Source organism: Acinetobacter gandensis (assembly GCF_001678755.1).
In the GTDB taxonomy this organism is placed as follows: Bacteria; Pseudomonadota; Gammaproteobacteria; order Pseudomonadales; family Moraxellaceae; genus Acinetobacter; species Acinetobacter gandensis.
On record NZ_LZDS01000001.1, the window covers coordinates 268,397 to 292,639 of the forward strand.

At 41.9% G+C, this 24,243-nt stretch carries 28 protein-coding genes; 19 read left to right on the top strand and 9 right to left on the bottom strand.

Annotated features, from left to right (window positions below; translation table 11 throughout):
• The first annotated feature begins 13 nt into the window (after positions 1-13).
• Complete coding sequence (locus A9J31_RS01255) at positions 14-490, top strand: 2-thiouracil desulfurase family protein (RefSeq protein ID WP_067761739.1); 477 nt, start codon at positions 14-16, stop codon at positions 488-490.
• Between the two features lie 20 nt (positions 491-510).
• Here the strand turns inward: A9J31_RS01255 and A9J31_RS01260 are convergent, their stop codons facing one another.
• Positions 511-963 carry a YcgN family cysteine cluster protein gene (locus A9J31_RS01260; RefSeq protein WP_067761741.1) on the bottom strand — a complete coding sequence of 151 codons (453 nt, stop codon included), beginning with the start codon at positions 961-963 and terminating at the stop codon, positions 511-513.
• A 167-nt stretch (positions 964-1,130) separates the two neighbouring features.
• Between A9J31_RS01260 and A9J31_RS01265 the strand changes: the two genes are divergently transcribed.
• Positions 1,131-1,289, top strand: a complete 159-nt coding sequence (locus tag A9J31_RS01265; protein ID WP_005006601.1) for a DUF1328 domain-containing protein — start codon at positions 1,131-1,133, stop codon at positions 1,287-1,289.
• Between the two features lie 199 nt (positions 1,290-1,488).
• On the opposite strand, the gene murJ is transcribed toward A9J31_RS01265, so the two are convergent.
• Both murJ and ampD read right to left on the bottom strand, forming a co-directional pair.
• Entirely contained in the window at positions 1,489-3,030 is a 1,542-nt protein-coding gene (gene murJ, locus A9J31_RS01270; RefSeq protein ID WP_067761743.1) for a murein biosynthesis integral membrane protein MurJ, read from the bottom strand.
• 86 nt (positions 3,031-3,116) lie between these two features.
• Positions 3,117-3,689: a 1,6-anhydro-N-acetylmuramyl-L-alanine amidase AmpD gene (gene ampD / locus A9J31_RS01275; protein ID WP_067761745.1), complete on the bottom strand. Its 573-nt coding sequence runs from the start codon at positions 3,687-3,689 to the stop codon at positions 3,117-3,119.
• A gap of 185 nt (positions 3,690-3,874) precedes the next feature.
• On the opposite strand from ampD, the gene nadC reads away from it, so the two are divergent.
• Positions 3,875-4,720: a carboxylating nicotinate-nucleotide diphosphorylase gene (gene nadC, locus A9J31_RS01280; RefSeq protein ID WP_067761840.1), complete on the top strand. Its 846-nt coding sequence runs from the start codon at positions 3,875-3,877 to the stop codon at positions 4,718-4,720.
• A 67-nt stretch (positions 4,721-4,787) separates the two neighbouring features.
• On the opposite strand, the gene A9J31_RS01285 is transcribed toward nadC, so the two are convergent.
• Positions 4,788-5,003 (bottom strand): hypothetical protein, encoded by a 216-nt coding sequence (locus A9J31_RS01285; RefSeq protein WP_067761747.1) that lies wholly within the window; start codon positions 5,001-5,003, stop codon positions 4,788-4,790.
• 158 nt (positions 5,004-5,161) lie between these two features.
• The gene (gene rph / locus A9J31_RS01290) at positions 5,162-5,878 is read right to left on the bottom strand and encodes a ribonuclease PH (protein WP_067761749.1); all 717 of its coding nucleotides are present in this window, start codon (positions 5,876-5,878) and stop codon (positions 5,162-5,164) included.
• 191 nt (positions 5,879-6,069) lie between these two features.
• Between rph and A9J31_RS01295 the strand changes: the two genes are divergently transcribed.
• Positions 6,070-6,735: a TetR family transcriptional regulator gene (locus tag A9J31_RS01295; RefSeq protein WP_067761753.1), complete on the top strand. Its 666-nt coding sequence runs from the start codon at positions 6,070-6,072 to the stop codon at positions 6,733-6,735.
• 86 nt (positions 6,736-6,821) lie between these two features.
• Here the strand turns inward: A9J31_RS01295 and A9J31_RS01300 are convergent, their stop codons facing one another.
• On the bottom strand, positions 6,822-7,439 hold the full coding sequence (locus A9J31_RS01300) for a thiol:disulfide interchange protein DsbA/DsbL (protein WP_067761755.1): 618 nt from the start codon (positions 7,437-7,439) through the stop codon (positions 6,822-6,824).
• Between the two features lie 183 nt (positions 7,440-7,622).
• Between A9J31_RS01300 and ubiG the strand changes: the two genes are divergently transcribed.
• The 14 genes from ubiG to A9J31_RS01365 all read left to right on the top strand — a co-directional run bounded on the left by ubiG (position 7,623) and on the right by A9J31_RS01365 (position 19,795).
• Positions 7,623-8,336, top strand: a complete 714-nt coding sequence (gene ubiG / locus A9J31_RS01305) for a bifunctional 2-polyprenyl-6-hydroxyphenol methylase/3-demethylubiquinol 3-O-methyltransferase UbiG (RefSeq protein ID WP_067761757.1) — start codon at positions 7,623-7,625, stop codon at positions 8,334-8,336.
• Positions 8,336-9,034, top strand: coding sequence for an HAD family hydrolase (locus A9J31_RS01310; RefSeq protein ID WP_067761759.1), 699 nt, complete (start codon positions 8,336-8,338; stop codon positions 9,032-9,034). The genes ubiG and A9J31_RS01310 overlap by 1 nt, the downstream gene beginning before the upstream one ends.
• 37 nt (positions 9,035-9,071) lie before the next feature.
• On the top strand, positions 9,072-9,818 hold the full coding sequence (locus A9J31_RS01315) for a YciK family oxidoreductase (RefSeq protein WP_067761760.1): 747 nt from the start codon (positions 9,072-9,074) through the stop codon (positions 9,816-9,818).
• 193 nt (positions 9,819-10,011) lie between these two features.
• Positions 10,012-10,431, top strand: coding sequence for a hypothetical protein (locus A9J31_RS01320; RefSeq protein ID WP_067761843.1), 420 nt, complete (start codon positions 10,012-10,014; stop codon positions 10,429-10,431).
• Positions 10,432-10,654: 223 nt separating this feature from the next.
• Positions 10,655-10,810 (top strand): hypothetical protein, encoded by a 156-nt coding sequence (locus tag A9J31_RS15675; RefSeq protein ID WP_167348713.1) that lies wholly within the window; start codon positions 10,655-10,657, stop codon positions 10,808-10,810.
• A gap of 315 nt (positions 10,811-11,125) precedes the next feature.
• The gene (locus A9J31_RS01325) at positions 11,126-11,536 is read left to right on the top strand and encodes an RcnB family protein (RefSeq protein ID WP_067761763.1); all 411 of its coding nucleotides are present in this window, start codon (positions 11,126-11,128) and stop codon (positions 11,534-11,536) included.
• Positions 11,537-11,798: 262 nt separating this feature from the next.
• Positions 11,799-12,173 carry an RcnB family protein gene (locus tag A9J31_RS01330; protein WP_067761765.1) on the top strand — a complete coding sequence of 125 codons (375 nt, stop codon included), beginning with the start codon at positions 11,799-11,801 and terminating at the stop codon, positions 12,171-12,173.
• A gap of 135 nt (positions 12,174-12,308) precedes the next feature.
• A complete protein-coding gene (argA, locus tag A9J31_RS01335; RefSeq protein ID WP_067761768.1) occupies positions 12,309-13,661 on the top strand; it encodes an amino-acid N-acetyltransferase in 1,353 nt (450 codons plus the stop codon).
• A gap of 338 nt (positions 13,662-13,999) precedes the next feature.
• Positions 14,000-14,959: a sulfonate ABC transporter substrate-binding protein gene (locus A9J31_RS01340; RefSeq protein ID WP_067761770.1), complete on the top strand. Its 960-nt coding sequence runs from the start codon at positions 14,000-14,002 to the stop codon at positions 14,957-14,959.
• Between the two features lie 26 nt (positions 14,960-14,985).
• Positions 14,986-15,975 carry an aliphatic sulfonate ABC transporter substrate-binding protein gene (locus A9J31_RS01345; protein ID WP_067761772.1) on the top strand — a complete coding sequence of 330 codons (990 nt, stop codon included), beginning with the start codon at positions 14,986-14,988 and terminating at the stop codon, positions 15,973-15,975.
• A gap of 32 nt (positions 15,976-16,007) precedes the next feature.
• Positions 16,008-17,183, top strand: coding sequence for an FMNH2-dependent alkanesulfonate monooxygenase (gene ssuD, locus A9J31_RS01350; protein WP_067761774.1), 1,176 nt, complete (start codon positions 16,008-16,010; stop codon positions 17,181-17,183).
• Entirely contained in the window at positions 17,183-17,998 is an 816-nt protein-coding gene (gene ssuC, locus A9J31_RS01355) for an aliphatic sulfonate ABC transporter permease SsuC (RefSeq protein WP_067761776.1), read from the top strand. Before ssuD ends, ssuC begins: the two co-directional genes overlap by 1 nt.
• Positions 17,999-18,012: 14 nt before the next feature.
• Positions 18,013-18,819: an ABC transporter ATP-binding protein gene (locus A9J31_RS01360; RefSeq protein WP_067761778.1), complete on the top strand. Its 807-nt coding sequence runs from the start codon at positions 18,013-18,015 to the stop codon at positions 18,817-18,819.
• Positions 18,820-19,174: 355 nt separating this feature from the next.
• Entirely contained in the window at positions 19,175-19,795 is a 621-nt protein-coding gene (locus A9J31_RS01365) for a TetR family transcriptional regulator C-terminal domain-containing protein (RefSeq protein WP_067761845.1), read from the top strand.
• A gap of 71 nt (positions 19,796-19,866) precedes the next feature.
• Here the strand turns inward: A9J31_RS01365 and A9J31_RS01370 are convergent, their stop codons facing one another.
• The 3 genes from A9J31_RS01370 to A9J31_RS01380 all read right to left on the bottom strand — a co-directional run bounded on the left by A9J31_RS01370 (position 19,867) and on the right by A9J31_RS01380 (position 23,016).
• The gene (locus A9J31_RS01370; RefSeq protein WP_162270465.1) at positions 19,867-20,433 is read right to left on the bottom strand and encodes a 5'-methylthioadenosine/S-adenosylhomocysteine nucleosidase; all 567 of its coding nucleotides are present in this window, start codon (positions 20,431-20,433) and stop codon (positions 19,867-19,869) included.
• A gap of 139 nt (positions 20,434-20,572) precedes the next feature.
• Positions 20,573-21,649: a Rieske 2Fe-2S domain-containing protein gene (locus A9J31_RS01375; RefSeq protein WP_067761780.1), complete on the bottom strand. Its 1,077-nt coding sequence runs from the start codon at positions 21,647-21,649 to the stop codon at positions 20,573-20,575.
• A 218-nt stretch (positions 21,650-21,867) separates the two neighbouring features.
• Positions 21,868-23,016, bottom strand: coding sequence for a TDT family transporter (locus A9J31_RS01380; RefSeq protein WP_067761783.1), 1,149 nt, complete (start codon positions 23,014-23,016; stop codon positions 21,868-21,870).
• 209 nt (positions 23,017-23,225) lie between these two features.
• Between A9J31_RS01380 and ribF the strand changes: the two genes are divergently transcribed.
• Positions 23,226-24,227: a bifunctional riboflavin kinase/FAD synthetase gene (gene ribF / locus A9J31_RS01385; protein WP_067761785.1), complete on the top strand. Its 1,002-nt coding sequence runs from the start codon at positions 23,226-23,228 to the stop codon at positions 24,225-24,227.
• Positions 24,228-24,243 lie beyond the last annotated feature (16 nt).

Consider the following 24,243-nt stretch of genomic DNA (forward strand, 5'->3'; position numbering starts at 1 on the left):
AGGACACACAATCATGCCGCTCAAATATTTAATCAGCGCTTGTCTCGCTGGTCATGCTGTTCGTTATGATGCGAAATCAATCCCGCTTAGGGGTTTGCAACGTTTAATGCAAACCCATGAAGTTATTACTGCTTGTCCTGAAATGTTAGGCGGTCTGAGTTGTCCTCGTTTACCCGCTGAAATTCAAAATGGATCTGCACTCGATGTGTTAAATGGTCATGCTCAAGTTAAAGATGTTTTAGGTACAGACGTTAGCAAAGCCTTTATTGAAGGCGCATACCAAACGCTCAAACTGGCTCAACAACATGACGTTGACATTGTGGTACTTAAAGAATTTAGCCCTTCATGTGGCACTCACGCGATTTATGATGGCAGTTTTAGTCGAACCAAAATTGAAGGCCAAGGTATAACCGCAACCTTACTGATGCAACATGGTTTTCAAGTCATGTCAGAACACGAATTTCTCGCCATGATTGAAGAACAATTTTAATCAGCAGATGCTATAGGTCATTAACGGACCCAACGCACAATGTAGTCTTCAATCTCTTCGGGATCGACGTTTTCTTCACTGATACAACGGCCTGCTGCGGACTTACGTGCCGCTAAAATACTGTCACGGCTTCCTGTAATCAGATGATGCCAACGTGGCAATGTTTTGCCTTCCGATATACGACGATAGGCGCAGCTTGGCGGTAACCAATGAAACTGATCAATCTGTTCTGGCGTTAAACGAATGCAATCAGGTACAAATTCTTTACGATTTGGGTAATCTGAACAACTGGCCGTCTGACAATCTAAAAGTTTGCATGCCACTTTGGTATAAGCAACTTCGTGAGTATCTTCATCTTCAAGCTTAATCAAACAACATAAACCACAACCATCGCATAAGGCTTCCCACTCGTCATGCGTAAGCTCCGTCAATGCAAAGTTTTTCCAAAAATGTGGGCGCAGTGTGTCAGTCATAATCTAGCTCAAAACTAATATGGCACGCATATTAGCTGAGCGCGCCAAAAAATCTCAGTCTACGTTACCGAATATTGAACATTTAATAAACAAAAGAATAACATTGAGCATTGTTCAGTCTCTCTATACTGAATACACAGAATAAAAAATCACATGGAGAAAAAACTATGTTCCGCTGGGCTATTATTTTCGCTGTCATCGCACTGATTGCTAGTCTGCTTGGTTTTGGTGGTGTTGCAGGATTATCAAAAGATTTTGCTGTAATTCTATTGGTCATTGCAGTGATTCTTGCAATCGTCGGTTTCCTTTCGAGAGGAAAAGTTTAGTTTCATTTACGCTTTCACACGAAAGTGACTGTAGAAAATGTATATGACATTATTTTGCAGGCGTTATTTACAAAAGAAACTAAATCGACATAGCTACTTAGCTACACTCAATTGTAAAGAACATGATTCTAAAGCATAAAAAATAAGAGCCTTAATGGCTCTTATTTTTTATCTAATAACTTGTTCATCCACTTTGAATTTAAGGCTTCAAATGACGTGGTCTAAAACCCGTAATAATCAAGGCAAATCCATAAGCTGCGACACCTACCACACATAGACCAATCACTTCAGCAACACGCATCCAAGTCGATACATCGCCGTTGTACCACGTTAAGGCATACCATAAAGCAGCAATCATTGCCGCATTGGCCAATGCAAACTGTAAGATCAGTTTTTTCCAATGTGTGCCAAAACGGAAAATATTGCGTTTGTGTAAGTAGAAATACAGCATACCCGCGTTGACTAAAGCAGAACCTGATGAGGCTAATGCCAAGGCCATATGCTCTGCATGCCAATCAATCAGTTTAAAGAAACCAATGAATACCACGTTTAAAATGGCATTGGCTGCAACCGCCATTAGACCCACACGTACTGGCGTTTTAGTGTCTTGCTGCGCATAAAAACCGGGGGCGAAGACTTTAATTAACATAAAGGAAATCACGCCGGCACTCATACATTGCAGTGCCATCGCAGTCATTTGTGTATCTTCAAAGGTAAATTGACCACGTTCAAATAAAGCCTGAATAATTGGGGTAGATAACATAAACAGCGCAATACTGGCAGGTAATCCCACCAATACAATCACTTTCGCCGCCCAGTCAATCATCTTACGGAATTTTTCTTGATCTTGTTCAGCATGACGCGCAGACAACGAAGGTAAAATTACAGTACCTATCGCGACACCAATTAAGCCCAATGGCAATTCGGTCATCCGTTCGGCACTGTATAACCATGACACCGAACCATCTTGCATGAATGATGCCCAAATGGTGTTCAGCAATAGATTAATCTGGGTAACAGAAACACCAAACAATGCAGGCAGCATCAACTTCATGATGCGATCGACACCTTCGTGTTTGAAGTCTACTTTGGGTGGAATAAGTAATTTCTTACGCCACAATTCAGGAATCTGAATCGCCAATTGTAAGAAACCGGCTGCAACCACTGACCAACCGAGTGCCATAATCGGTTCGGCCATGTACGGCGTTAACCACAACGCACCCGCAATCATTGCCACATTCAGCAACACGGGAGCAAAGGCCGGCGTACTGAAAGAGCCATAACTGTTCAAAATACTGCTGGCAAAGGCCGTCAGCGACATGAACAGTAAATATGGAATGGTCAGGCGGAACATATCAGTTGCCAAAGCAAACTTGTCTGCATCACCATGGAAGCCCGGTGCATACAGATAAATAATGGCAGGTGCTGCCACCATTGCGACGAAGGTCAAACTGGTCATCACCAGACCTAAACAACCAAAGACGCGGCTGATGAGAATCTGAACTTCAGCATGGGTTCGACTGGTTTTATATTCAGTTAAAACAGGAATAAAAGCTTGAGAAAATGCCCCTTCTGCAAATAGCCGCCTGAAAAAGTTTGGAATACGAAATGCCACTACGAAAGTATCGAAGTCTTTGCCTGCACCAAATACATTTAACAGGACAATATCCCGTACCAGTCCCAATACACGGGACAGCATTGTCATTGCACTGACAATGACAGTCGAACGCCAAAGCGCCATCGCTTTTACTCGCTTTTTAAAGTGCGCCTATTGTAATGAAACTCGTCAAGGAATTTCATTGGTTTATTAAACGCAGTATGTATTGTTTATTTGTTTTTAAAATGATGCAGCTGTTGACGAAAAGCGTTCCACTCAAAAAATGGACCTGGATCAGTTTTACGTCCCGGTGCAATATCTGAGTGTCCGGCGATATGTTGTTGAATTTTTGGATAAACCTGCTGCAAACATGCCACCACTTGAGTCAATACATCATATTGCACAGGTTCGAAAGGCAAGTCATCACTGCCCTCCAGCTCAATCCCAATCGAATAATCATTACATTCTTTTTGTGCTAAATAAGTAGAACGCCCTGCATGCCAAGCACGATCGTTAAAATTCACAAATTGCAGTACTTCACCTGTACGCAAGATCAATAAATGGGTAGAAACCTCCATACCTTCAATGGTTTGAAAATACGGATGCACCGACCAATCTAATTGATTTTGAAAAAACTGCTCAATATAGCCACCCCCAAATTGGGAAGGTGGCAAGCTAATATTGTGAATCACCACAAGTTGAATTTCAGTATCTGCGGGACGCTGATTAAAGTTCGGTGATGGAACTTGCCGTGCACCGATAAGTTGCCCATCCTGAACCTGAAATGTAGTTGCCTGTGACATAAAGTGATCCTGAGTCTGCATTGCTCGTGAATTTTAGATCAGAGCCTAAAGGCATTCATGCTAAAACTTTCACTGATATTTCTCAATTCATGTTTGTGATTGCTGTTAAAAATCGCTCATTTTTCATGAACAATGCTAATATAGCGCGCACATTTTCTCGGGTTAAAAAAGATACGGAATTTCTTATGAGCATATCGCAATCTTTGCTTGAACAATCTATCCAAATCAATATTCAACAAGCACTACAAGAAGATATTGGTTCGGGTGATATCACTGCCCTTTTAACTCCAGAAGATGAACAAGCGACCGCAACAATTATTAGTCGTGAAGATATGGTGCTAGCAGGGCAACCGTGGGTCAATGCCCTCATTCAAACTTTTGATGCAAGTGTACAAGTCACATGGTTAAAAAATGATGGGGAACGTGTCGCAGCAGGTGAGGCTTTCTTAAAATTAGCAGGTTCTGCACGTAGCCTATTAACCGTTGAACGCCCTGCACTAAATTTTGTGCAAACCTTATCGGCTGTAGCCACTAAAACAGCTGAATATGTTCAACAACTGGAAGGTTTAAATACTCGCTTATTAGATACGCGTAAAACGCTGCCAGGCTTACGTATTGCTCAGAAATATGCTGTCGCTGTTGGTGGAGGTCAAAACCATCGCTTAGGTTTATTTGATGCCTTTTTGATTAAAGAAAACCACATCATGGCTGCTGGTGGCATTCGCCAAGCTATTGCTAAAGCGCATACGATTGCACCGGGTAAACCCGTTGAAGTGGAAGTGGAAACTTGGGATGAACTTAATCAGGCTTTAGACGCTGGTGCGGATATTGTGATGCTAGATAACTTTACTCAGCAACAAATGATTGATGCCGTAAAGCATGTTGCAGGACGTTGTAAATTAGAAGCCTCTGGCAACATTACCATTGCGAATTTACGTGAAGTGGCAACAACGGGTGTTGACTATATTTCGATGGGTGTTTTAACCAAAGATGTGAAAGCAATTGACCTGTCTATGCGCTTTAATGCTTAAACGTTACCAAAATTAAATCCATTTAAAAAAAGGGTGCTCATCAGCACCCTTTTTAAGATGATGCCTTTTAATCATCATCTTTGTCTTTTGAATTCTCTTCTCGCTCTTCATCCTGATCTTGATCAGCTTTAGCATCACGATCATCATCATTTTGCTCATTGTCATGATCACGATCTGATGACAAAACAGAGCGCTCTTTATCCTCATCTTTTGAATTGGAAACATCACAAGCACTCAGTCCTAAAAGTCCCAACAATGAAAAACCGATCAATAACGCTTTCATTATTTTCTCCTTGTTATTCTATTCTTCATACTGTGCTGAAACTTTGCTGCCAACGATAGCGCTTTTCGGTTTTAATTTGTCAGTTGATATTACTCACCCAACTTAAAAACAAAAAAAGCACCCGAAGGTGCTTTTATCAACTTAAGCTTGAGTAAATCTTACCAACCCAAAGCTTCTTGTTGTTTCTTAATCAACTCTTGAATACCTTTTTCAGCCAGTTCAAGCATTTCATTACACTGTGCACGCGTAAATGGTTTGTCTTCAGCTGTGCCTTGAAGTTCAATAAACTCACCTGCTTGTGTCATGACCACATTTAAGTCAGTTTGGCAGTTTGAGTCTTCTTCATAGCAAAGATCAAGTAATGCTTCATCTTGATACATACCTACAGAAACCGCTGCAACTAAGCCTTTAAGCGGATCTTGTTTGATTTTTTTATTTTCAAGCAAGAAATTCATGGCATCAATTAATGCCACTGCAGCACCCGTAATTGATGCAGTACGTGTACCGCCATCGGCTTGAATCACGTCACAGTCGATGCTAATAGTATTCTCGCCTAGTTTTTTCAAATCAACCATGGCACGTAAGCTACGACCGATCAAACGTTGGATTTCTTGTGTACGACCACTTTGTTTACCACGTGCTGCTTCACGGTCACTACGGGTATGCGTAGAACGTGGAAGCATGCCGTATTCCGCAGTTACCCAGCCTTGACCTTTACCTTTTAAAAAACGTGGCACTGAGTTATCGACACTTGCAGTACAAAGAACTTTTGTATGACCAAATTCAACCAATACTGAACCTTCCGCATAACGTGTGTAGTTACGGGTAATTTTAACTTCACGTAATTGATCTAATGCTCGTTGGTCGATACGCATAATGATTCCTTGAATCTGACTGAAATTTGTTGCGACACATTATAACAGAAGCCATCCCAAGATTCGGAATCGCAGGCACTGCATTTACAAAATCCATTCATCTGCCATGCTACATTAGCAAAATATTCTGCTTCGTGTGCTCAAATGAAATTTGTTAGACTTAAGTTTCGCAAAAATTCAGGAAGAATTGCATGTCGATACGGGAAGAACGTAAGCAACAAAGTCGTAAAGCGATCCTTGATGCGGCTCTTGCATTAAGCACATCAGGCCGTGCATTTAGTAGTCTCAGCTTACGTGAAATTTCCCGCCATGTGGGTTTAGTTCCCGCAGCATTCTATCGACATTTTAAAGACATGGATCAACTTGGTTTAGAGTTGGTCGATCATATGGCATTACATTTAAAAAGTATGTTAACGCATATGCGTCAACAGTATTTTCAACAGGCCAATGCACAAACTCGGCAAAGCTTGGACTACTTATTTGAGTCTGTGGATGAGTTCCCCGAAGCATGGATGTTTCTCATTGCCGAACGTTGGGGGGGCTCAAATGCATTAAGGCAAGCAATTGCCCGCGAATTTGATTTTCTTGGTACAGACCTCGCCCAAGCCCTTTCACAAGTTGAAGCCACCCAACATATTCAGTCTGAACAAGATCTTAATGTATTGGCAAAGATTTTATTTGAATTAGCGCTCGGATGGGCAATGCAGTGGATCGACGTACATCGTCAATCAGACCTCGATCTACGGGAACAGGCATTGCAACAATGCCGTCGCCAAGCGCAAACCCAAGTGCAACTGCTGTTTCGCGGTATCTTAAATTGGGACAGATCAGTTACGACGTCTTCAACAAATAGTTAGCACGCTGTTCAGACTACATTTAAAAATCATAGCCCTGTACACATAAAAAAGCCGCATGATTGCGGCCTTTCTATTCAGCAAAAGAATTATTTTGCTTTACGTTCTTTATCTACAAGATATTTCACGATTTCAACGGTACGTGCATCTTCACCTTGTACGATATATTTGCCATTCACAGTAATGGCTGGAACACCACTCAATTGATACTGCGCCGCTAAACTTTTTGCTTGCGCAATTTTAGATGACACACCAAATGATTTGAAAGTACTGTTAAATTTCGCTTCAGGTACACCATAACGCGTATAGAACTTCGCAAAGGCACCTTGTTCTAAAATATTTTTCTGACCTGCATGAATGTCATGGAACAATTGTAAATGCGCTTGTTGACGTACGCCCAATGCTTCAGATGCATAGTAAGCGCGTGCGCCTTGTTCCCAAAGCGGATTCATTGCTGCTGGTGTACGCACAAAACGAACGTCTTTCGGTAATTGCTTTAACCAAGCTTGCATATGTGGTTCTAATTTGAAGCAATGTGGGCAGCCATACCAAAAGAATTCACGGACTTCAATTTTACCCGGACGTTCTACTTTAATAGGTTTTGGAATAACGGTGTAATCTGTCCCCGCAACAAATTGAGCTGCCATGGCACTGCCAGAAAATGCAAGAACTGCTGTAGCGATACTGCCTAAAAGGAATTTTTTCATTGAACTTATCGTCCTCAAAATCATTATGATTAGTTTATGACGACACTATAAATCAAATCTGTCGATTTCGTTTTCATTCTGTGAACTTTTTTACTGCTTTTATCGCTTTTTTTACAAGACACGCTACACTAACTCACATTAAACTTTTTTCTAAATTATAAAGACTTGATTGAGGTGACACCGATGTCGCAATTGAATGTTGATCCACAAGAAATTGCTAAATTTGAAGCGTTCGCTGCTATATGGTGGGATCAGCATTCTGAGTTCCGTCCTCTGCATATGATCAATCCACTACGTTTAAACTGGATTGATGAACATTCAGGTGGTATCACAGGCAAAAAAGTTTTAGACGTTGGTTGTGGTGGCGGTATCTTGGCCGAAAGTATGGCACGTCGTGGTGCTCAAGTCCTTGGCATTGATATGGGGGCAGCACCATTAAATGTGGCACGTCTCCATGCTGAACAAGAAAATGTACAAAATATTGAATATCGCCAAGTACCTGTAGAGCAACTGGCTGAAGAACAAGCCGGACAATACGACGTAGTGACTTGCATGGAAATGCTCGAACACGTACCTGACCCTGCATCGATTATTTTGGCATGTCAAAAATTGGTTAAGCCAGGTGGTCATGTATTCTTTTCGACCATTAACCGTAATCCAAAATCTTATTTATTTGCGATTATTGGTGCTGAATATATTTTACGCATGTTGGCTAAAGGCACACACGATTATTCAAAATTCATTAAGCCGTCTGAATTGGCTCACGATATTCGCGGTGCAGAATTACAGCTCAAAGATATGACTGGCCTACATTACAACCCGATCACTAAACGCTACTGGTTAGCGCCAAATGTCGATGTGAACTACATGGTACATACCACAAAAGCAGGTGTGTAATGAAAGCTGTACTGTTTGACCTTGATGGCACACTGATTGATACCGCTGCGGATTTTATACGTATTATTCAAGACATGTGCCGTGAAAAAGGCTGTGCGGTGGTGGCTGCCGATGATATCCGTGTGCAAGTGTCAGAAGGTGCACGTGCCATGGTCAAATTGGTCTATCCAGAACTAGATGTTGAAGATCCTGTCTTTCTGGCACATCGTCAACGCTTTCTAGATCTGTATGGTGCTGATATTGCAGTTGATACCGACCTGTTTGAAGGCATGTATCCACTACTCGCAGAGTTAGAACAACATCAAATTCCGTGGGGCATTGTCACCAACAAACCACGCTGGCTCAGTGAAGCTTTGCTTAAAGCGCTAAACTTAACAGAACGCTGTGCGGTATTGGTGTGTCCTGATGATGTTAGCAAAACCAAACCAGATCCAGAACCGATGTTTCTGGCTGCAAAGCAGATTCAGACCGACGTGCAAGACTGTATTTATGTGGGTGATCATCCACGTGATATTGATGCAGGCCGTAATGCCCACATGTATACCATTTTGGCTGCTTACGGATATTTACCGTTACAGCACAAAGATGACTTAACAGCATGGCAGGCAGATTGTATAGTGAACACTGTATCTGAACTGCATCAGGTTGTGCGTGAATTGGTGATCCCAACCCTCAACCCAGCATCAGCGACTTTATAACGATAGATAAAACAACAGAATAATACGAGGAGGTCATATGAAATATTCAGAGTATCAGCCTCGCCCCGATCTACTCAAAGATCGTATCATCCTGATTACAGGTGCGGGCGATGGTATTGGCCGTGCAGCAGCGCTCAGCTATGCCCTACATGGTGCAACTGTGGTTTTACATGGACGCACCCTGAATAAACTAGAAGTCATTTACGATGAAATTGAAGGCTTAGGTGCGCCGCAGCCAGCAATTTTACCCTTACAACTTTCTAGTGCTTCTCCTCGTGATTATGAATTGTTGGTCGATACCCTTGAAAAGCAGTTCGGCCGTTTAGATGGTATTTTGCATAATGCAGGCATTTTGGGTGAGCGCACTGAACTTGCCAACTACCCTGCCGATGTTTGGGATGATGTGATGGCGGTGAACTTGCGTGCACCATTTCTATTGACCCAAGAACTGATGCCGCTATTGGAAAAATCTGAACATGCTTCGGTAGTCTTTGCCAGTTCGGGTGTAGGTCGTGAAGCACGTGAACGTTGGGGCGCATATTCGGTTTCAAAAATTGCCATTGAAGCGGTCAGTACTTTATTCGCAAAAGAAAATGTACATCCGAATATTCGCTTCAACTGCATTAACCCAGGGGCAACACGTACCGCGATGCGTGCCAAAGCCTATCCAGATGAAGATCCAAAAACTTTACCAACGCCTGAAAGCATCATGCCCGCATATTTATATTTAATGGGCGATGACAGCTTACATCTAAATGGTGAAAGCATCGACGCACAGGATTAACATCACTGCGATGAACAAAAAAAGGAAGCCATGGCTTCCTTTTTTTAATAAACAAACTTTTAATTTGCGTTGGTAAAATTCAAAAAATATGCGGGTTAACTACTTTTAGGGTCATACCTGACATAAAGTCGGCTTGAGTTTTTATAAAATTTGCTGATACTTGTCAGCAATCTCAAAAACCATGGAATCTCTCATGTCTGATTTTAGCAATATTACGGTAAGCCCTACAGAAGATGGCATGATCAACTTACTGGTAGATGGTCAGCCCATTTCAGCAAAATATGGCATGAAGTTTGACCCAAGCATTGTGGATGACCTACAAGCATTAGAAGATGGTCAAAATGCCAAACTCTTTGAACAGTTCATTTTTTCGCATACCGACCTCAATTTCGAACATGGTTATTTCTATGTAACTTGCATTCAAAAACTGGAATCGACCTATCAAGTGGTAACAAACTTTGTTTATCGTATTACGGCTGCTGAACAAGCCCCATTTGAACATGTGATTACCAAGCAAGGTGCGGCCATGACCCCAGAAGATGTTAATGAGTTCATTCAAGCACACATTCAAAAATCATTGAATGATTATACAGACCTCAAATATGCCTACTAATCTGCACGAAACCTACTGCAGCAGGGCCATTAGCGACCCGCAAAGAAAACAATTAAGGGCATTTCACATGCCCTTTTTTTGTGTATTCAAATGAATTAAAAAAATTAAAACCAAGATTAATCGTATTTTTAAATAATTTTTATAATTATATTCGGTTTTTCATATTAATTAAAAACGCCTAATATGCTCCGCAAGCCAAAACGTTATACAAGGAGCTGAACACATGGCAGATCAAATTCGTAAAACCGAAACCATTCGCTCTATTGAGCGTATGCAACTGACTGAAAATTTAATTAATGCGATGGATGATGCAGGCCAAGCAGAAGCTGTTGCTCAAGCCGTTAACTCACTGCAATTACTCAATGACCAGTGGTACTAATGTTCAGATATTTTGCCGCACGCTCTAACCCCTTCCACCTTTTTGCCCATCGACGCCTGATGGGCATTTTTTTATCTACGTTTTGATTTTGGGCTTTATCTGATTTTAATCGATCATGCGTTTTAAATTGCAGGCTTTAATGCAGTGAGGTGCAACCACTTTTGATAAGCGATTGTTCTTGTGCGCTGTTTTATCGCATAATATCCGTATTCTCTTCGTTTTATTTAAATAAATAATCATTTTTCTTCACAGTTTCTCTGCAATTAATGCGTACAGTAGTTGTATTGAAGATCAATAACTTTATGAGGGTTGAACATGAAAAAGATTTTGCCTATTTTGGCTATTTCTTTCAGTGCTTTAATGGCAAGCAGTCTTTCGTCTGCGGCTCCTCACTTCAATAACGATGAACGTGGCTTTGATGGCCCACGCGGTAATGCCTATGGTCATATGAAAAAAGACCGTGATTTCCGTGCTTCTCAGGACGATGACGATATTGAAGATCGACGCCGTATGCGCGAACAGCGCGGAGTCAAACGTCTACAACAACATAAGTGGCAAACTGGTTATGTCATGCCTCAACATTATCGAGGCAATGGTTATAAAGTTGAATACAAAGACCATAACCTACCAAAACCATCACGGAATCAACAATGGTACAAAATTAACAACGACTATATTTTGGTGAATTCCGACAGTAACAGCATTATCAAAATATTAGGTCTTTAAAGTTAATTTCAATCGACTAAAAGACAGCTTACATTTTCTAAATCGCGATATAAAAAAGCCCATACTTTGTCTGGGCTTTTCCGTTGTTTAAGATCTAAGAAACTTCTTCAAGCATGACCAACACTGGCTTTGCCCTGATTTACAGATCTCCTTTTTTTCTTCATATAGTTCACAATTCCACTATATCTCGCTCACGCTTTCTCTGAACTTCCACGTTAATTTTGAATCATCGAAAACATATTTAAAAATGAAGGTGATTTCCATGCATAAGTTCGTATCTACACTCGTACTTTCAGTATCTGCAATTTTGGCAACCTCTGCTGCAATGGCTGCACCAGATCATCGTCAAGATGACCGCCGTTATCACGCTCAGCACCAAGATTCACGTTGGAATGACAACAAGTATTCAGGTAACTGGAACAACAATAACCGCTATAACTCACGTGTAAATCCAAGCCGTGATTGGCGTGTAGGGCAAACACTTCCACGTGCTTATAACTCAAGCCGTTATAAAGTCAGTGATCGTGAAGCACGTCGTTTACCGAATACAGGCCGTTACCAACAGTGGTACAAAATCAATGGTGACTATGTCCTCGTGAATGATCGTACCGACCGTATTATCCGTATCAGAAACTAATTACTAATTGTCTGTCTCAATGAGTCCCTTTCCCAACACCTGAACGATGTTCAGGTGTTTTTTTATTTTTATCGTTCCGTTTCTGCTTTTTTTGATTAGAATCAGATGTAGGAAACTGATTAAGTGAAATTAGGCATGCAAACGAATTTATCTGAACCGTCATCAAGCACAACCTTACAATATGTGCATTGGTTCCGACATTCTGCGCCTTATATTAATGCTCACCGTAACAAGACCTTTGTCATTATGTTTGATGGTGAAGCAGTACAGCATGACAACTTTCAACATATTATTCACGACATCGCCTTACTTCACTCTTTAGGTATTCGTTTAATTTTGGTTCATGGTGCGCGTCCGCAAATCAACCATAATTTAGACAGCAATAACATTATTACCCCTTTCCATCAGCATCGTCGTATTACCACTCGTGAATCATTGCCTGCTGTAATGAATGCGGTCGGTTCAATTCGTTTGCAAATTGAAGCCTTGCTTTCTATGGGATTAGCCAACTCGCCCATGTATGGCGCACGCATTGACGTGGTCTCAGGTAATTTAGTCACGGCAAAACCTTATGGCATTCGTGATGGGGTCGATTTTCAATTGTCTGGTGAAGTCCGTTCAGTGGATACCGATGCCATTCAACGTCATTTAGCCAGTCAAAATATTGTGGTACTTGGGCCAACTGGATATTCCACCACAGGTGAAGTGTTTAACTTATTGGCTGAAGAAGTGGCAACCAAAACGGCGATTAGTTTAAAAGCCGATAAATTGATTTTTTTAGGTAAGCAACATGGCCTAAACAATGAACATGGTCAGTTACAGCGTGAGATTACTCCGCATCAGCTGGATCAGCATATTTATCAGTATCAAGATTCAAACCCAGATATTGCGCTGCATTTACGCGGTGCCAAAGATGCATCGTTGCAAGGTGTACATCGTGTACATCTTATTTCCTATGCCTATGATGGCGCATTGGTCGAAGAACTGTTCACCCGTGATGGTTCTGGCACCATGATCACCGATGCTCACTATGAAGAAGTACGTACCGCCAATATTCAAGATGTGGTGGGTCTAATCAGTTTACTCCGCCCACTCGAGCAAGAAGGGATATTGGTCTATCGCTCACGTGAACGCCTTGAAAATGAAATTGAGCATTTTGCAGTGATTGAACGTGATGGCACCATTTTAGCCTGTGCTGCACTGTATCCAATTCCAGCGGCAGAAGGCGAAAAACGCTCGGCGGAAATTGCTTGTGTAGCTGTACACCCAGGCTATCGTAAGTCAAACCGTGGTAGCCAAATTTTGCATTATCTCGAAGAAAAAGCCCGTGCACTTGGTATCGAACAATTGTTCATTTTGACAACCCGCACCGCACATTGGTTTTTGGAACAAGGTTTTGAGCAAGTCAGTGTTGATGATTTGCCGAATGCCCGTCAGACACTTTATAACTACCAACGCAACTCTTTAGTCTGCAAAAAGCCACTTTAAACGTGGCTTTTTTCGTGCCAATTTATCTTTATTTTGCATAAGGATATGCAAAAACAACGCTCAAATTTATTAAATTGCTTTTCATCGAATACGATATGCTTATACAGCAACGCAATAACAAAATAATAATCATAATTATCAAATACTTAATAATTTAAACAAGCACAATATATGTTTATACAAAATCATAATTATTCATAAGTTTTGCTTATTTTTATTTATCTTTTTTCCTGATTTTAAATTTAAATTTTCTTATTTTTTTCGAAAAAGAAAACTCTTTAGCTTATGTGTTCATAAATCAACAGTTATGCATTTTACCCCTCGATAGGAGCACATACATGAGCACGAACAAAGCAAAACACTGGACAAAAACATTAGTACTGTCTTCAGCGGTTGCGGGTGCCATGATGTTATCCGGTTGCGGTCAAAAACAACAAGAAAGCGTGACCTTAAATATTGGCTTTCAAAAATATGGCTTATTACCCATCCTGAAAGAACGCGGCACATTGGAAACCTCACTGAAAGAACAAGGCGTCAATGTGAAATGGGTTGAATTCCCTGCTGGCCCGCAACTACTTGAAGGCTTAAATGTCGGTAGCGTGTCTTTTGGTGAAGTCGGTGAAGCACCACCGATTTTTGCGCAAGCAGCACAAACCGATTTAGTGTATATCGCCAATCAACCGGCTGTACCGAAAGCAGAAGCTTTAATTGTACAAAAAGACTCGAACATTCAAACCATTCAAGATCTTAAGGGTAAGCGTGTCGCGCTGAACAAAGGTTCGAACGTGCATTACTTACTATTGAAACTGCTTGAAGCCAATAAACTGAAATTTAGTGACATTGAAGTGGTTTACTTACCGCCTGCAGATGCCCGTGCTGCCTTTGAAAAGGGTGCAGTCGATGCTTGGGTCATTTGGGACCCGTTCCTGTCTGCAGCTGAGCATCAATTAAACGCACGTACCATTGCCAATGGCGAAAATTTGGTGAAGAACTATCAGTTCTATTTAGCCGATCGTAAGTTCGCACAAGAACATCCAAAAGTGGTTCAAGCAGTCGTAAACGAGTTGAACTTGACCACGCAATGGGTCTCTAAAAACCAAGATGAAGCTGCCAAATTGCTTGAAGGTAAAACTGGACTTGGTCTTGATGTTCTAAAAACATCAATTTCACGCCTAGGCGACAACGTCACCTTAGTCACACCTGAAGTGGCTAAAGAACAGCAACAAGTCGCTGATGCGTTCTATAACGAAAAATTGATTCCAAATAAATTAAACATTGAATCGGCCATTATCAAATAAGCCGAGATAAAAATAAGGGCACTGCCATGGGTATTTTAAAAACTTTTTCAATTGTTGGTCTTACTACACTCGGCATCAGTTTGAGTGCTTGCCAAAAGCAAGAAGCTGAATCAAACAGTACTGATCCACAAGTCAAAGCTGAAGTGAAGCACATTACCATCGGCTTTCAAAAATCGGCTTTGAACCTGTTGGTTGCACGTCAACAAAAATTGCTTGAGCAACAATTTCCAGGTGCTCAGATTGATTGGAAAGAGTTCCCTGCTGGCCCGCAAATGCTTGAAGCCTTGGCTGTAGGCGCGGTGGATTATGGCTATGTTGGCAACACGCCACCGATTTTTGCTCAAGCTGCCAATAAAGACTTGAACTACATTGGCTATGAGGCTGTTCCTAATGATTCATTGACTGTGGTGATTCCACCCAATAGCCCAATTAAAACAATTCAAGAACTCAAAGGCAAACGTATTGCGGTACAAAAAGGTTCAAGTGCGCATGAGTTACTGTCTAAAACTTTACAGAAAGCTGGTCTGAGCTGGACTGATATTCAACCGATTTGGATTCCACCCGCAGATGCCCGTGCAGCTTTCGATAAAAAATCAATTGATGCTTGGGTCATTTGGGATCCTTTCCTTTCTGCAGCAGAGTTAGATGCAGGCGCCAAAGTGCTGATCGAAGCAGGCGATTTCCCACAGACCTATTCGTTCTACGTGGCCAATCCTAAAGTGATCCAGGCCCATCCAGATTCACCAGCCAAATTCTTAAATGCACTGAATGCGTCAGACCAATGGATCGTTAAACATCAAGATGTTGCATTAGAGATTTACCAAAGCAGCACCGGTTTAGAAAAAGCTGTTGCAGCACAAGCCTTTGCACGTCGCATTAAACCTTCACCGGTTAAACCACTCAATGCTGAAGTGGTTCAAGCCCAACAAAATATTGCGGACTTGTTCAAACAAGTTCAATTGATTCCCAACACTATTTCAGTCCAAGAAAAAGTTTGGACGCCTGCTTCACATTGATAACCGAGCCATCAATACACAAGGAATTTAACATGAAAATTTTCTGGTTTATCCCAACACACGGTGACAGTCGCTACTTAGGTACCAGCAAAGGTGCACGTCAGGTTGATCATGCTTATATGAAGCAAATTGCAGTTGCGGTCGATAACCTTGGCTATGAGGGTGTACTGATTCCAACTGGCCGTTCATGTGAAGATCCATGGTTAACCGCAGCAAGCTTAATTGATGCAACCAAAAACCTAAAATTCCTTGTGGCTTTACGCCCAGGTGTCACGACTCCCGCTTTAACGGCACGTATGGCTGCGACGTTTGACCGTCTCTCTGGCGGTCGTGTGCTACTCAATTTGGTTACGGGTGGCGATGAACAAGAGTTGAAGGGTGATGGTGTATATGAAGACCACGCAACTCGCTACAAAACCGCAGCCGAATACACCACCATTTGGCGTGAAATTCTAACCCGTTCACATACCGGTGAAAGTTTCACTTTCCACGGTGAACGACTCAGCGTTGACGATGCAAAATTACTCTATCCGCCGGTACAAAAGCCATATCCACCACTGTGGTTTGGTGGTTCTTCAGAAGAAGCGATTGAACTGGCAACTGAACAAGTCGATACATATTTGACTTGGGGTGAACCACCCGCAGCAGTGAAAGAAAAAATTGCCGTGGTGCGTGAAAAAGCCAAAGCCAAAGGTCGTGAGCTGAACTACGGTATTCGTCTACATGTAATCGTGCGTGAAACCAATGAACAAGCTTGGGCAGCGGCGGAAGAGTTAATTCAATACGTGGATGATGCAACCATTGCTGCGGCACAGAAAAAATTCAAACAAATGGATTCAGTGGGTCAACGTCGTATGGCTGAATTGCACAATGGTGATCGCTCAAAACTCGAAGTTTCACCTAACCTGTGGGCAGGTGTAGGACTTGTCCGTGGTGGTGCAGGTACCGCTTTAGTGGGTGACCCTGAAACAGTTGCAGCGCGTATCCAAGAATATGCTGACCTAGGCATCAGTACCTTTATCTTCTCGGGCTACCCACATCTTGAAGAATCGATTCGTTTCGCTGAATTAGTGTTCCCGCTTCTTCCATTGGAAACACGCGAAAAATTGGCGCAGCCAAATCTGACAGGTCCATTTGGTGAAATTGTAGCAAACAACTACACCCCTGAAGAAAACAAGAAAGCTGCAAAAGCTCAGGAGCCTGCTTAATGTCAAAAACAGTTTCTGTTGAAACCTTCAAAGAACCGAAGGTTTCACGTGGAACACAATTTGGGCAGCGTTTGCTGCCTTGGTTGTTTCCTATAGCACTTATTTTACTGTGGCAACTGGCCTCGGTAACAGGTCTATTAGAAAGTAGAATTTTACCTGCACCCAGTGCTGTAGTTGTTGCCTTCTGGAACCTGCTCATGAGCGGTGAACTTTGGAAGCATGTACAAGTCAGTGCAGGACGTGCCTTGATGGGTCTCTTAGTGGGTGGCGGTCTCGGCCTATTTTTAGGACTATTGAATGGTTCATCAAAATTAGCATCGACCCTGCTCGATACCACCTTACAAATGATCCGTAACATCCCTGCATTGGCGCTGATTCCATTGGTGATTTTGTGGTTTGGCATTGATGAATCTGCCAAATTATTTTTGGTGGCAATTGGGGTGTTCTTCCCGATTTATATCAACACTTACCACGGTATCCGTTCGGTAGATCCACAGCTCATTGAGATGGGTAAAAGTTATGGTTTGAGTGGTTGGCAACTTTATAAAGAAATTATTTTACCCGGTGCAATGCCGTCCATATTGGTGGGACTGCGTTTCTCATTAGGGCTAGTCTGGGTACTGCTCATTGTCGCTGAAACCATTTCTGCGCAAGCTGGTATCGGCTACATGACCATGAATGCCCGTGAGTTCTTACAAACCGACATCGTCTTAGTGGGGATTTTACTGTATGCCCTACTCGGTAAACTCGCTGATGTACTAGCAGTAACACTTGAAAAATATTTGCTCCGCTGGCATGCGGGCTACCAGAAATAATTTAGGAGCATGAGATGACTGATTTAAGCATAAGCCGTCATGCCGATGACAGCACAAAGCCTCAAGACACGACTGCAGCAGATATCAATCCTCATGCTGTACTTGGCGCTGAAATTATTATTGAGCAACTGCATAAATTTTATGGCAGCGTTAAAGTTCTTGAAGACCTCGATCTGCATATCCAACCCGGTGAGTTTTTAGCAATTGTAGGTCGTAGCGGCTGTGGTAAAAGTACCCTGTTGCGTTTAATTGCTGACCTTGAAAAACAAAGCTATGGCGAAATCAAATTTAAATCTGCACGCCATATTCGGGAAGGCATTACCTCAGACGACATTCGCGTCATGTTTCAAGACCCACGCCTTCTGCCTTGGCGCAGTATTGAAAAAAATGTGCAGCTCGGTTTAGACAAAGCCCAACATGCCAATGCGTCGGCATTACTAGAAAAAGTTGGACTCAAAGAAAAAGCTGACTTATGGCCGACCCAATTATCTGGCGGTCAACGCCAACGTGCGGCTTTAGCACGCGCATTGTCGCACAAACCACGCATCTTACTGCTCGATGAACCGTTAGGCGCACTGGATGCACTGACGCGTTTAGACATGCAAAACTTGATTGAAAAATTATGGACTGAACAAGGCTTTACCGCCATTTTAGTAACTCATGATGTTAGTGAAGCTGTGCAGTTAGCAGACCGTATTATTTTGTTAGATAAGGGGCATATTGCCAAAGAGTTCAACGTTGACTTAGCACGCCCACGTCAAAAAGGCATTGCCTTCACTGAACTTGAACAACAAGTTTTAACTGCCGTTCTAGCAACTTAACTAAGTGTAGTAGGAACCTAGCTAAAGCCTTAGCTAGGTTCTTATATCATGCGCCATCAAGATCATGCTTAGACAGAACTTGGTGGTTAAAAGACAGAGATAAAACTTATTTTTACTTTAAAAACATTTAGCACACAATTGCTGACAATTTTCATTTTTACCCAATGACAATAAACAGATAAATTAATTCTGCCAAAAAATGTTTTTTTAGCATTTTATGGCATTCGTCGTAAATATTTAAAGAACGAACAGAATAAACTGCCATTATTCATAAAATTACAAACTTTCGATGTGCACAAATCTGATGATTTGCCGTACAATTCAATATTCCCTTTTCATTTTCTTAAAAGAGCTGATGGAACAAAAAAAGAGTACCCAGAAACGCCACCAGTTGCTCAATGCGGCACTGGATGTCTTTTCCCTGTATGGCTTTAATGGTGCCAGCCTGGATGAGATCGCGCAGATTGCAGAAATGCATAAATCGAATATTTTCTATTATTATGAAAATAAAGAAGCGCTTTATGTTGAAGTTCTGACTACTGTGCTACAAAAGTGGCTCGCTCCACTTCAGATGCTTGAAGCTGAACTTGAGCCTGAAGAAGCAATCACCAATTATTTATTGCAGAAAATTGAAGTGTCTCGCACTCAACCGAAAGCATCGCGTTTGTTCGCACTTGAAGTCATTCAGGGCGCACCGCACATTATTGAAATCCTAAAAGGGCCGCTAAAAAAATTGGTGAAACGTAAAGCCAAAGTGATTAGCAACTGGCAGGAACAAGGCAAAATTTCGAAAGAAATCGACCCAGAAATTTTCATTTTAAACATTTGGGCAATTACGCAAAATTATGCGGACTTTGCAACACAAATGGAAATGGTTACCGGTAAGACATTACGTAATCGTAGTATGCAACAGCGTATTATTCAACACACTGTACACATGATGCTTTACGGAGCAATTCCACGTACTGAAAAATAGTGGAACATACAGGTCATATTGGCATACGACCATAGCCACCTATGGTCGCCGACCGGTTTTTCCTCATGTTGTTATTTTACTGTTTGATATAATTCTAATAATTTTTTTGCACCTAACAATAAGTTTTCTTCCCAATCCAGATGTGCTGTGTCATTCGCCCCATCAGTAATGTATTTGACTGAAACAAAGCGGACACCCAGCTTTTTGCATACTTTCGCGATTGCGTAGCCTTCCATATCGACAAGATTACACGGTACTTTCGGCAGCCCAGTTTCAAAGCTGTCGCCAGTACCACAAATACCTTTGGGTAATTGTGCAAACATGGTTTCAGGTATGATTGCCGCAGGATGATCTTGATCCATTGGGGTTACCCCAACGTCAAAACCCAGTGGTGAAACATCCATATCACGTTGAACAAACTCAGCAACTTCCACCAAAGCATGTGCATCAAAGTGTGAACTTCCTGCCGTACCTAGGTTTAATAACGTGCTACAACCGGTTTTTTGGATCACTTCAAAGGCTTTAAATGCTGCATTGACCTTCCCGATTCCGCTGTAATGCACATCAATGCCTGCCGCTTCAAACAGACCTTTAGATTCATTAGGCAGCGCCATAATTAATGCGATTTGCTGACTCACATGTAACTCCTGAAATTCTTCCGCATTGATATAGCACAAATTGCGCGTCTTGCCCTGCCCATTAAAAATTAAATCTAAATTTCACCTCATCTTCGGTCGTTTTTCTTAAGATTCACAACGCCAAATCATCATCGACTGGTTAAATTTGAAATTGCATGGGGCGTTTTCCAATAAATGAAGGCGCAAGCTGCTGATCATGGCGCAGTGCATCGAGGATTTTTTCTAAAGCAATATGTGCCATATCACCTCGTACACTATGGGAATGTGTCATCGGCATATTTTCCAGCCCTTTACGACGTGCTGATAAAATTTTAATGTCTTGATTATTCACTACCCACGTGTAGGCATTTACCGCAGGCATTAGGGCTTTGGCTATCAATTTTGGAATTGGAAACTTATAGCTGACACAGGTATAAACCCGTGATTCATAGGGCCCTACCGGACTAATTAAGCTATTAAACACCATACCTGAAGGCTCCCCCCAGTGATATTCCACCAAAGTGATATTAGGCGCAATAAAGCTGTCTCGATGCACCTGCTCTGCACCATGCGGGTTGGTCAACCAAGGCATCATGCCCACATCTGCATCATGATCATGGTATTCCACTACCACCTTACGTGGCTCTACCTCAATGGTCGCATCAACAGCTTTACCAGATTCAGAACGGAACCAGCCTTCATGCACAAATATGGTATGAGTCACATCCATAATGTTTTGCGCGACCGCTCCCATTTCTCCATCATATTTACCAACCATGTAATAACTCAGCCACCCTGGCTGGTCGTAAAATGGCAATTTAAATACTGCAGGTCTTTGATTTTCAGGTTTCTCCCCGAGGTAAATCCACACCACTCCATCTTGCTCACATACGTCAAAACTACGTTGCTTAAAAGGATGCGGTTTTTCTGGAAAGAATTTGCCGTTCACACTCGGAATATAAGCCACATGACCATCAGCTTGATATGACCAACCATGGTAAGGACAAGAGACACAACCATTTTTTACTTTGCCATCGGATAGCGGTACACCACGATGCACACACTGATCTAATAAAGCCGCGGCACGACCATCTTTTTTGCGGAATAGGACGATTTTTTTACCGTATAGGGTCGCTGCGAAAGGCTGATCTTTTTTCAATTCTTTTGACGTACAAGCCACATACCATTCTTCTAATAATCCTTTGGCGTTGTCCCAAAATTCAGTTTGAGCACACATAAATATTCCCTATTTTTCATTTTTTGTTTTAATTCATCGGATTCAATCGCATGAACCGAAATACGCGCAAATTTTATACATCAACATTTGGCTTGAATAGCAGAATAACGTAACAACCGTACAAAGGTACACAAAGCCTATATCTACATCTATAGCACTACATTTGCAGCCCAGCATGGGGCTGGCTGCATATGTATAAACGCTACGTGCTTGGTATTTTAAGTGGTCGTTTTTACAGTGATATAAGTTTTAAGACAAGGAGAGAAAAACAGTGTGCCGCGGTAAAAACCTTGGATGGTTTTACTAATCACCATCAACCAGAGTGCACAGAGGAGTATAGCCAAGCTGCTGCCACAAAGCGCAATACTATGTAGTTGGGTTTGTTCGGCTAAACTCATTACGGCTAGGCTAAATACTCCTAATGGAAACGTCATTGCCCACCATCCCAGATTAAAGGGCAAATCACCTAGATGTTTGAGCGTGGTTAATATCGCAATGCCCAACCACCATAGACCAAAACCCAGTAAAATGAGTGCAGCCAATATTCCACCTTGTTGTAAGATGGGGCCTAAACTCTCCAGATTCACAGCGGTTAAAATACGAGGTGCTTGTTCACCCAGCAGCAATAAAGCAAGCGCACCTGTACCAATTGGTCCCAAAGCTAACCAACTGCTAATCGCCATATCTTTGCTTGGCAATTGATGCAAAGCCAAACGTAATAGCAGAATGGTTAATATGCCAAAAGCAGGCAAAACTGAAATACCCCACAGCACATAACTGCCCAATAGAATATTTGCTGCATGGCTATCTGCGGGTAGATGCGCTAACAACAGTGCACCTGAACTGGCTGCGACTTCACACGCCACGATCGGGAGTAACCAAACGGCCGTCATCCCTTGTAGCGCATGCTGTTGACGACTAAACATCATAAAAGGAACACACCAGGCAATGGCCACTGCCAATAAGACATCCACATACCAAAGATATTCTGCCCACAATAGCAAGGTTGTAAGATGCTCTAGAGCATATAACGTTGGGCCGAATTTTAAAGCGCCATTAATTAAGGTCGCTAATGCCATCGGAATAGCGCCTAAAAATAAGCTCATCACAGGATGTTTAAAAATTAGCTTGGCTTCTTGTGGATACAACACCCAACGACATAAATACAGCACGCTAAATAAAATAAATAACCCCACATTGATCTGCCATAGTCCTGCGCCCAATGACCACATCAACTGCGATGCAAAAGGCAATTGCGGTAAAATGAGTGCCACAACTCCTGTCCCCATCACTACGGTAAACCAGTTTGGAGTAAAATGACGAATCAAGTCTTGTTTATGCTGTAGTTGATAAAATGGCATTTTCATCGCAGGATGCTCATCAAAATGGATTACACTTAGTCTAGCCAAAATCATAAATAAGAAAAATTGATTGATATTTATTTTAAGTATCATTTTAATTGATATTAAATTCATCACTGCATAAAAAAACTTGAGTAAAAACACAACAACAAGACGAAACGCTAAGATTATGGCAATATATAGCCTCTCGATCTTTCTAAGCACTTGATTCGCCCATGAAGCTGCTCCGCCTGAATGCTTTAAACACCCATTCTCTGTCAGAAAAAACTGCCGTGACGATTGGCAATTTTGACGGTGTACATTTGGGTCATCAGGCCATGATTAAACAGCTAAAAGCTGTGGCAGATGAACAAAAATTAAAAACTGTGGTCATGATTTTCGAGCCGCAACCACTTGAATACTTTAAAGCTTATGATGCCCCACCCCGTATTTCATCGCTACGTGAAAAAGTCGAATACTTAACAGAACTCGGTGTGGACTATATTGCTGTCACAAAGTTCGATCATACGTTTCGTAGCCTCACAGCAGAAGCGTTTGCCGACATTTTAAAAGACAAACTGAATGCAGAACATTTGGTCTTAGGCGATGATTTTCACTTTGGTAAAAACCGTCAGGGCAATAGTGAATTTTTACGTGAATTTGGTTTTGACGTGACGAATTTATCGACGATTCGTTTAGATGGTGAACGTGTCAGTTCAACCCGTATTCGTCAAACCTTGCAAGCAGGCGATTTAGCACTTGCAGCAAAATTATTGGGTCGTCCTTATAGTATTACTGGTCGGGTACAATACGGCGATCAAATTGGTCGAACCATTAATTTCCCGACAATTAATGTGCGTTTAAACCGACATAAACCCTGCTTGCATGGCATTTATGCGGTGGACGTTGTCTGCGAGACTGAATCCTTAAGCGCGAAAGTTCAAGCCAATGATTCGACTCAACATGGCATTATGGGTTACGCCCCGACTGCGCTATTTGGTGCAGGTCATGTGGGAACGCGTCCTGCCATCAAACAAGAGCATCCAGAATGGCGATTAGAAGTACATTTCCCCGATGTTTCTGCTAATCTGTATGGCCTGTTAATGCGGGTGACGTTCTTAAACTATTTACATGGCGAAAAGAATTATCCTTCGCTTGAAGCTTTGAAAGCTGGAATTGATGATGACGTCGACAAGCTCCTTGAGTTTCGTCGGAATACCCCAACATTTCCCTTTTAATATCTCATATTTTTAT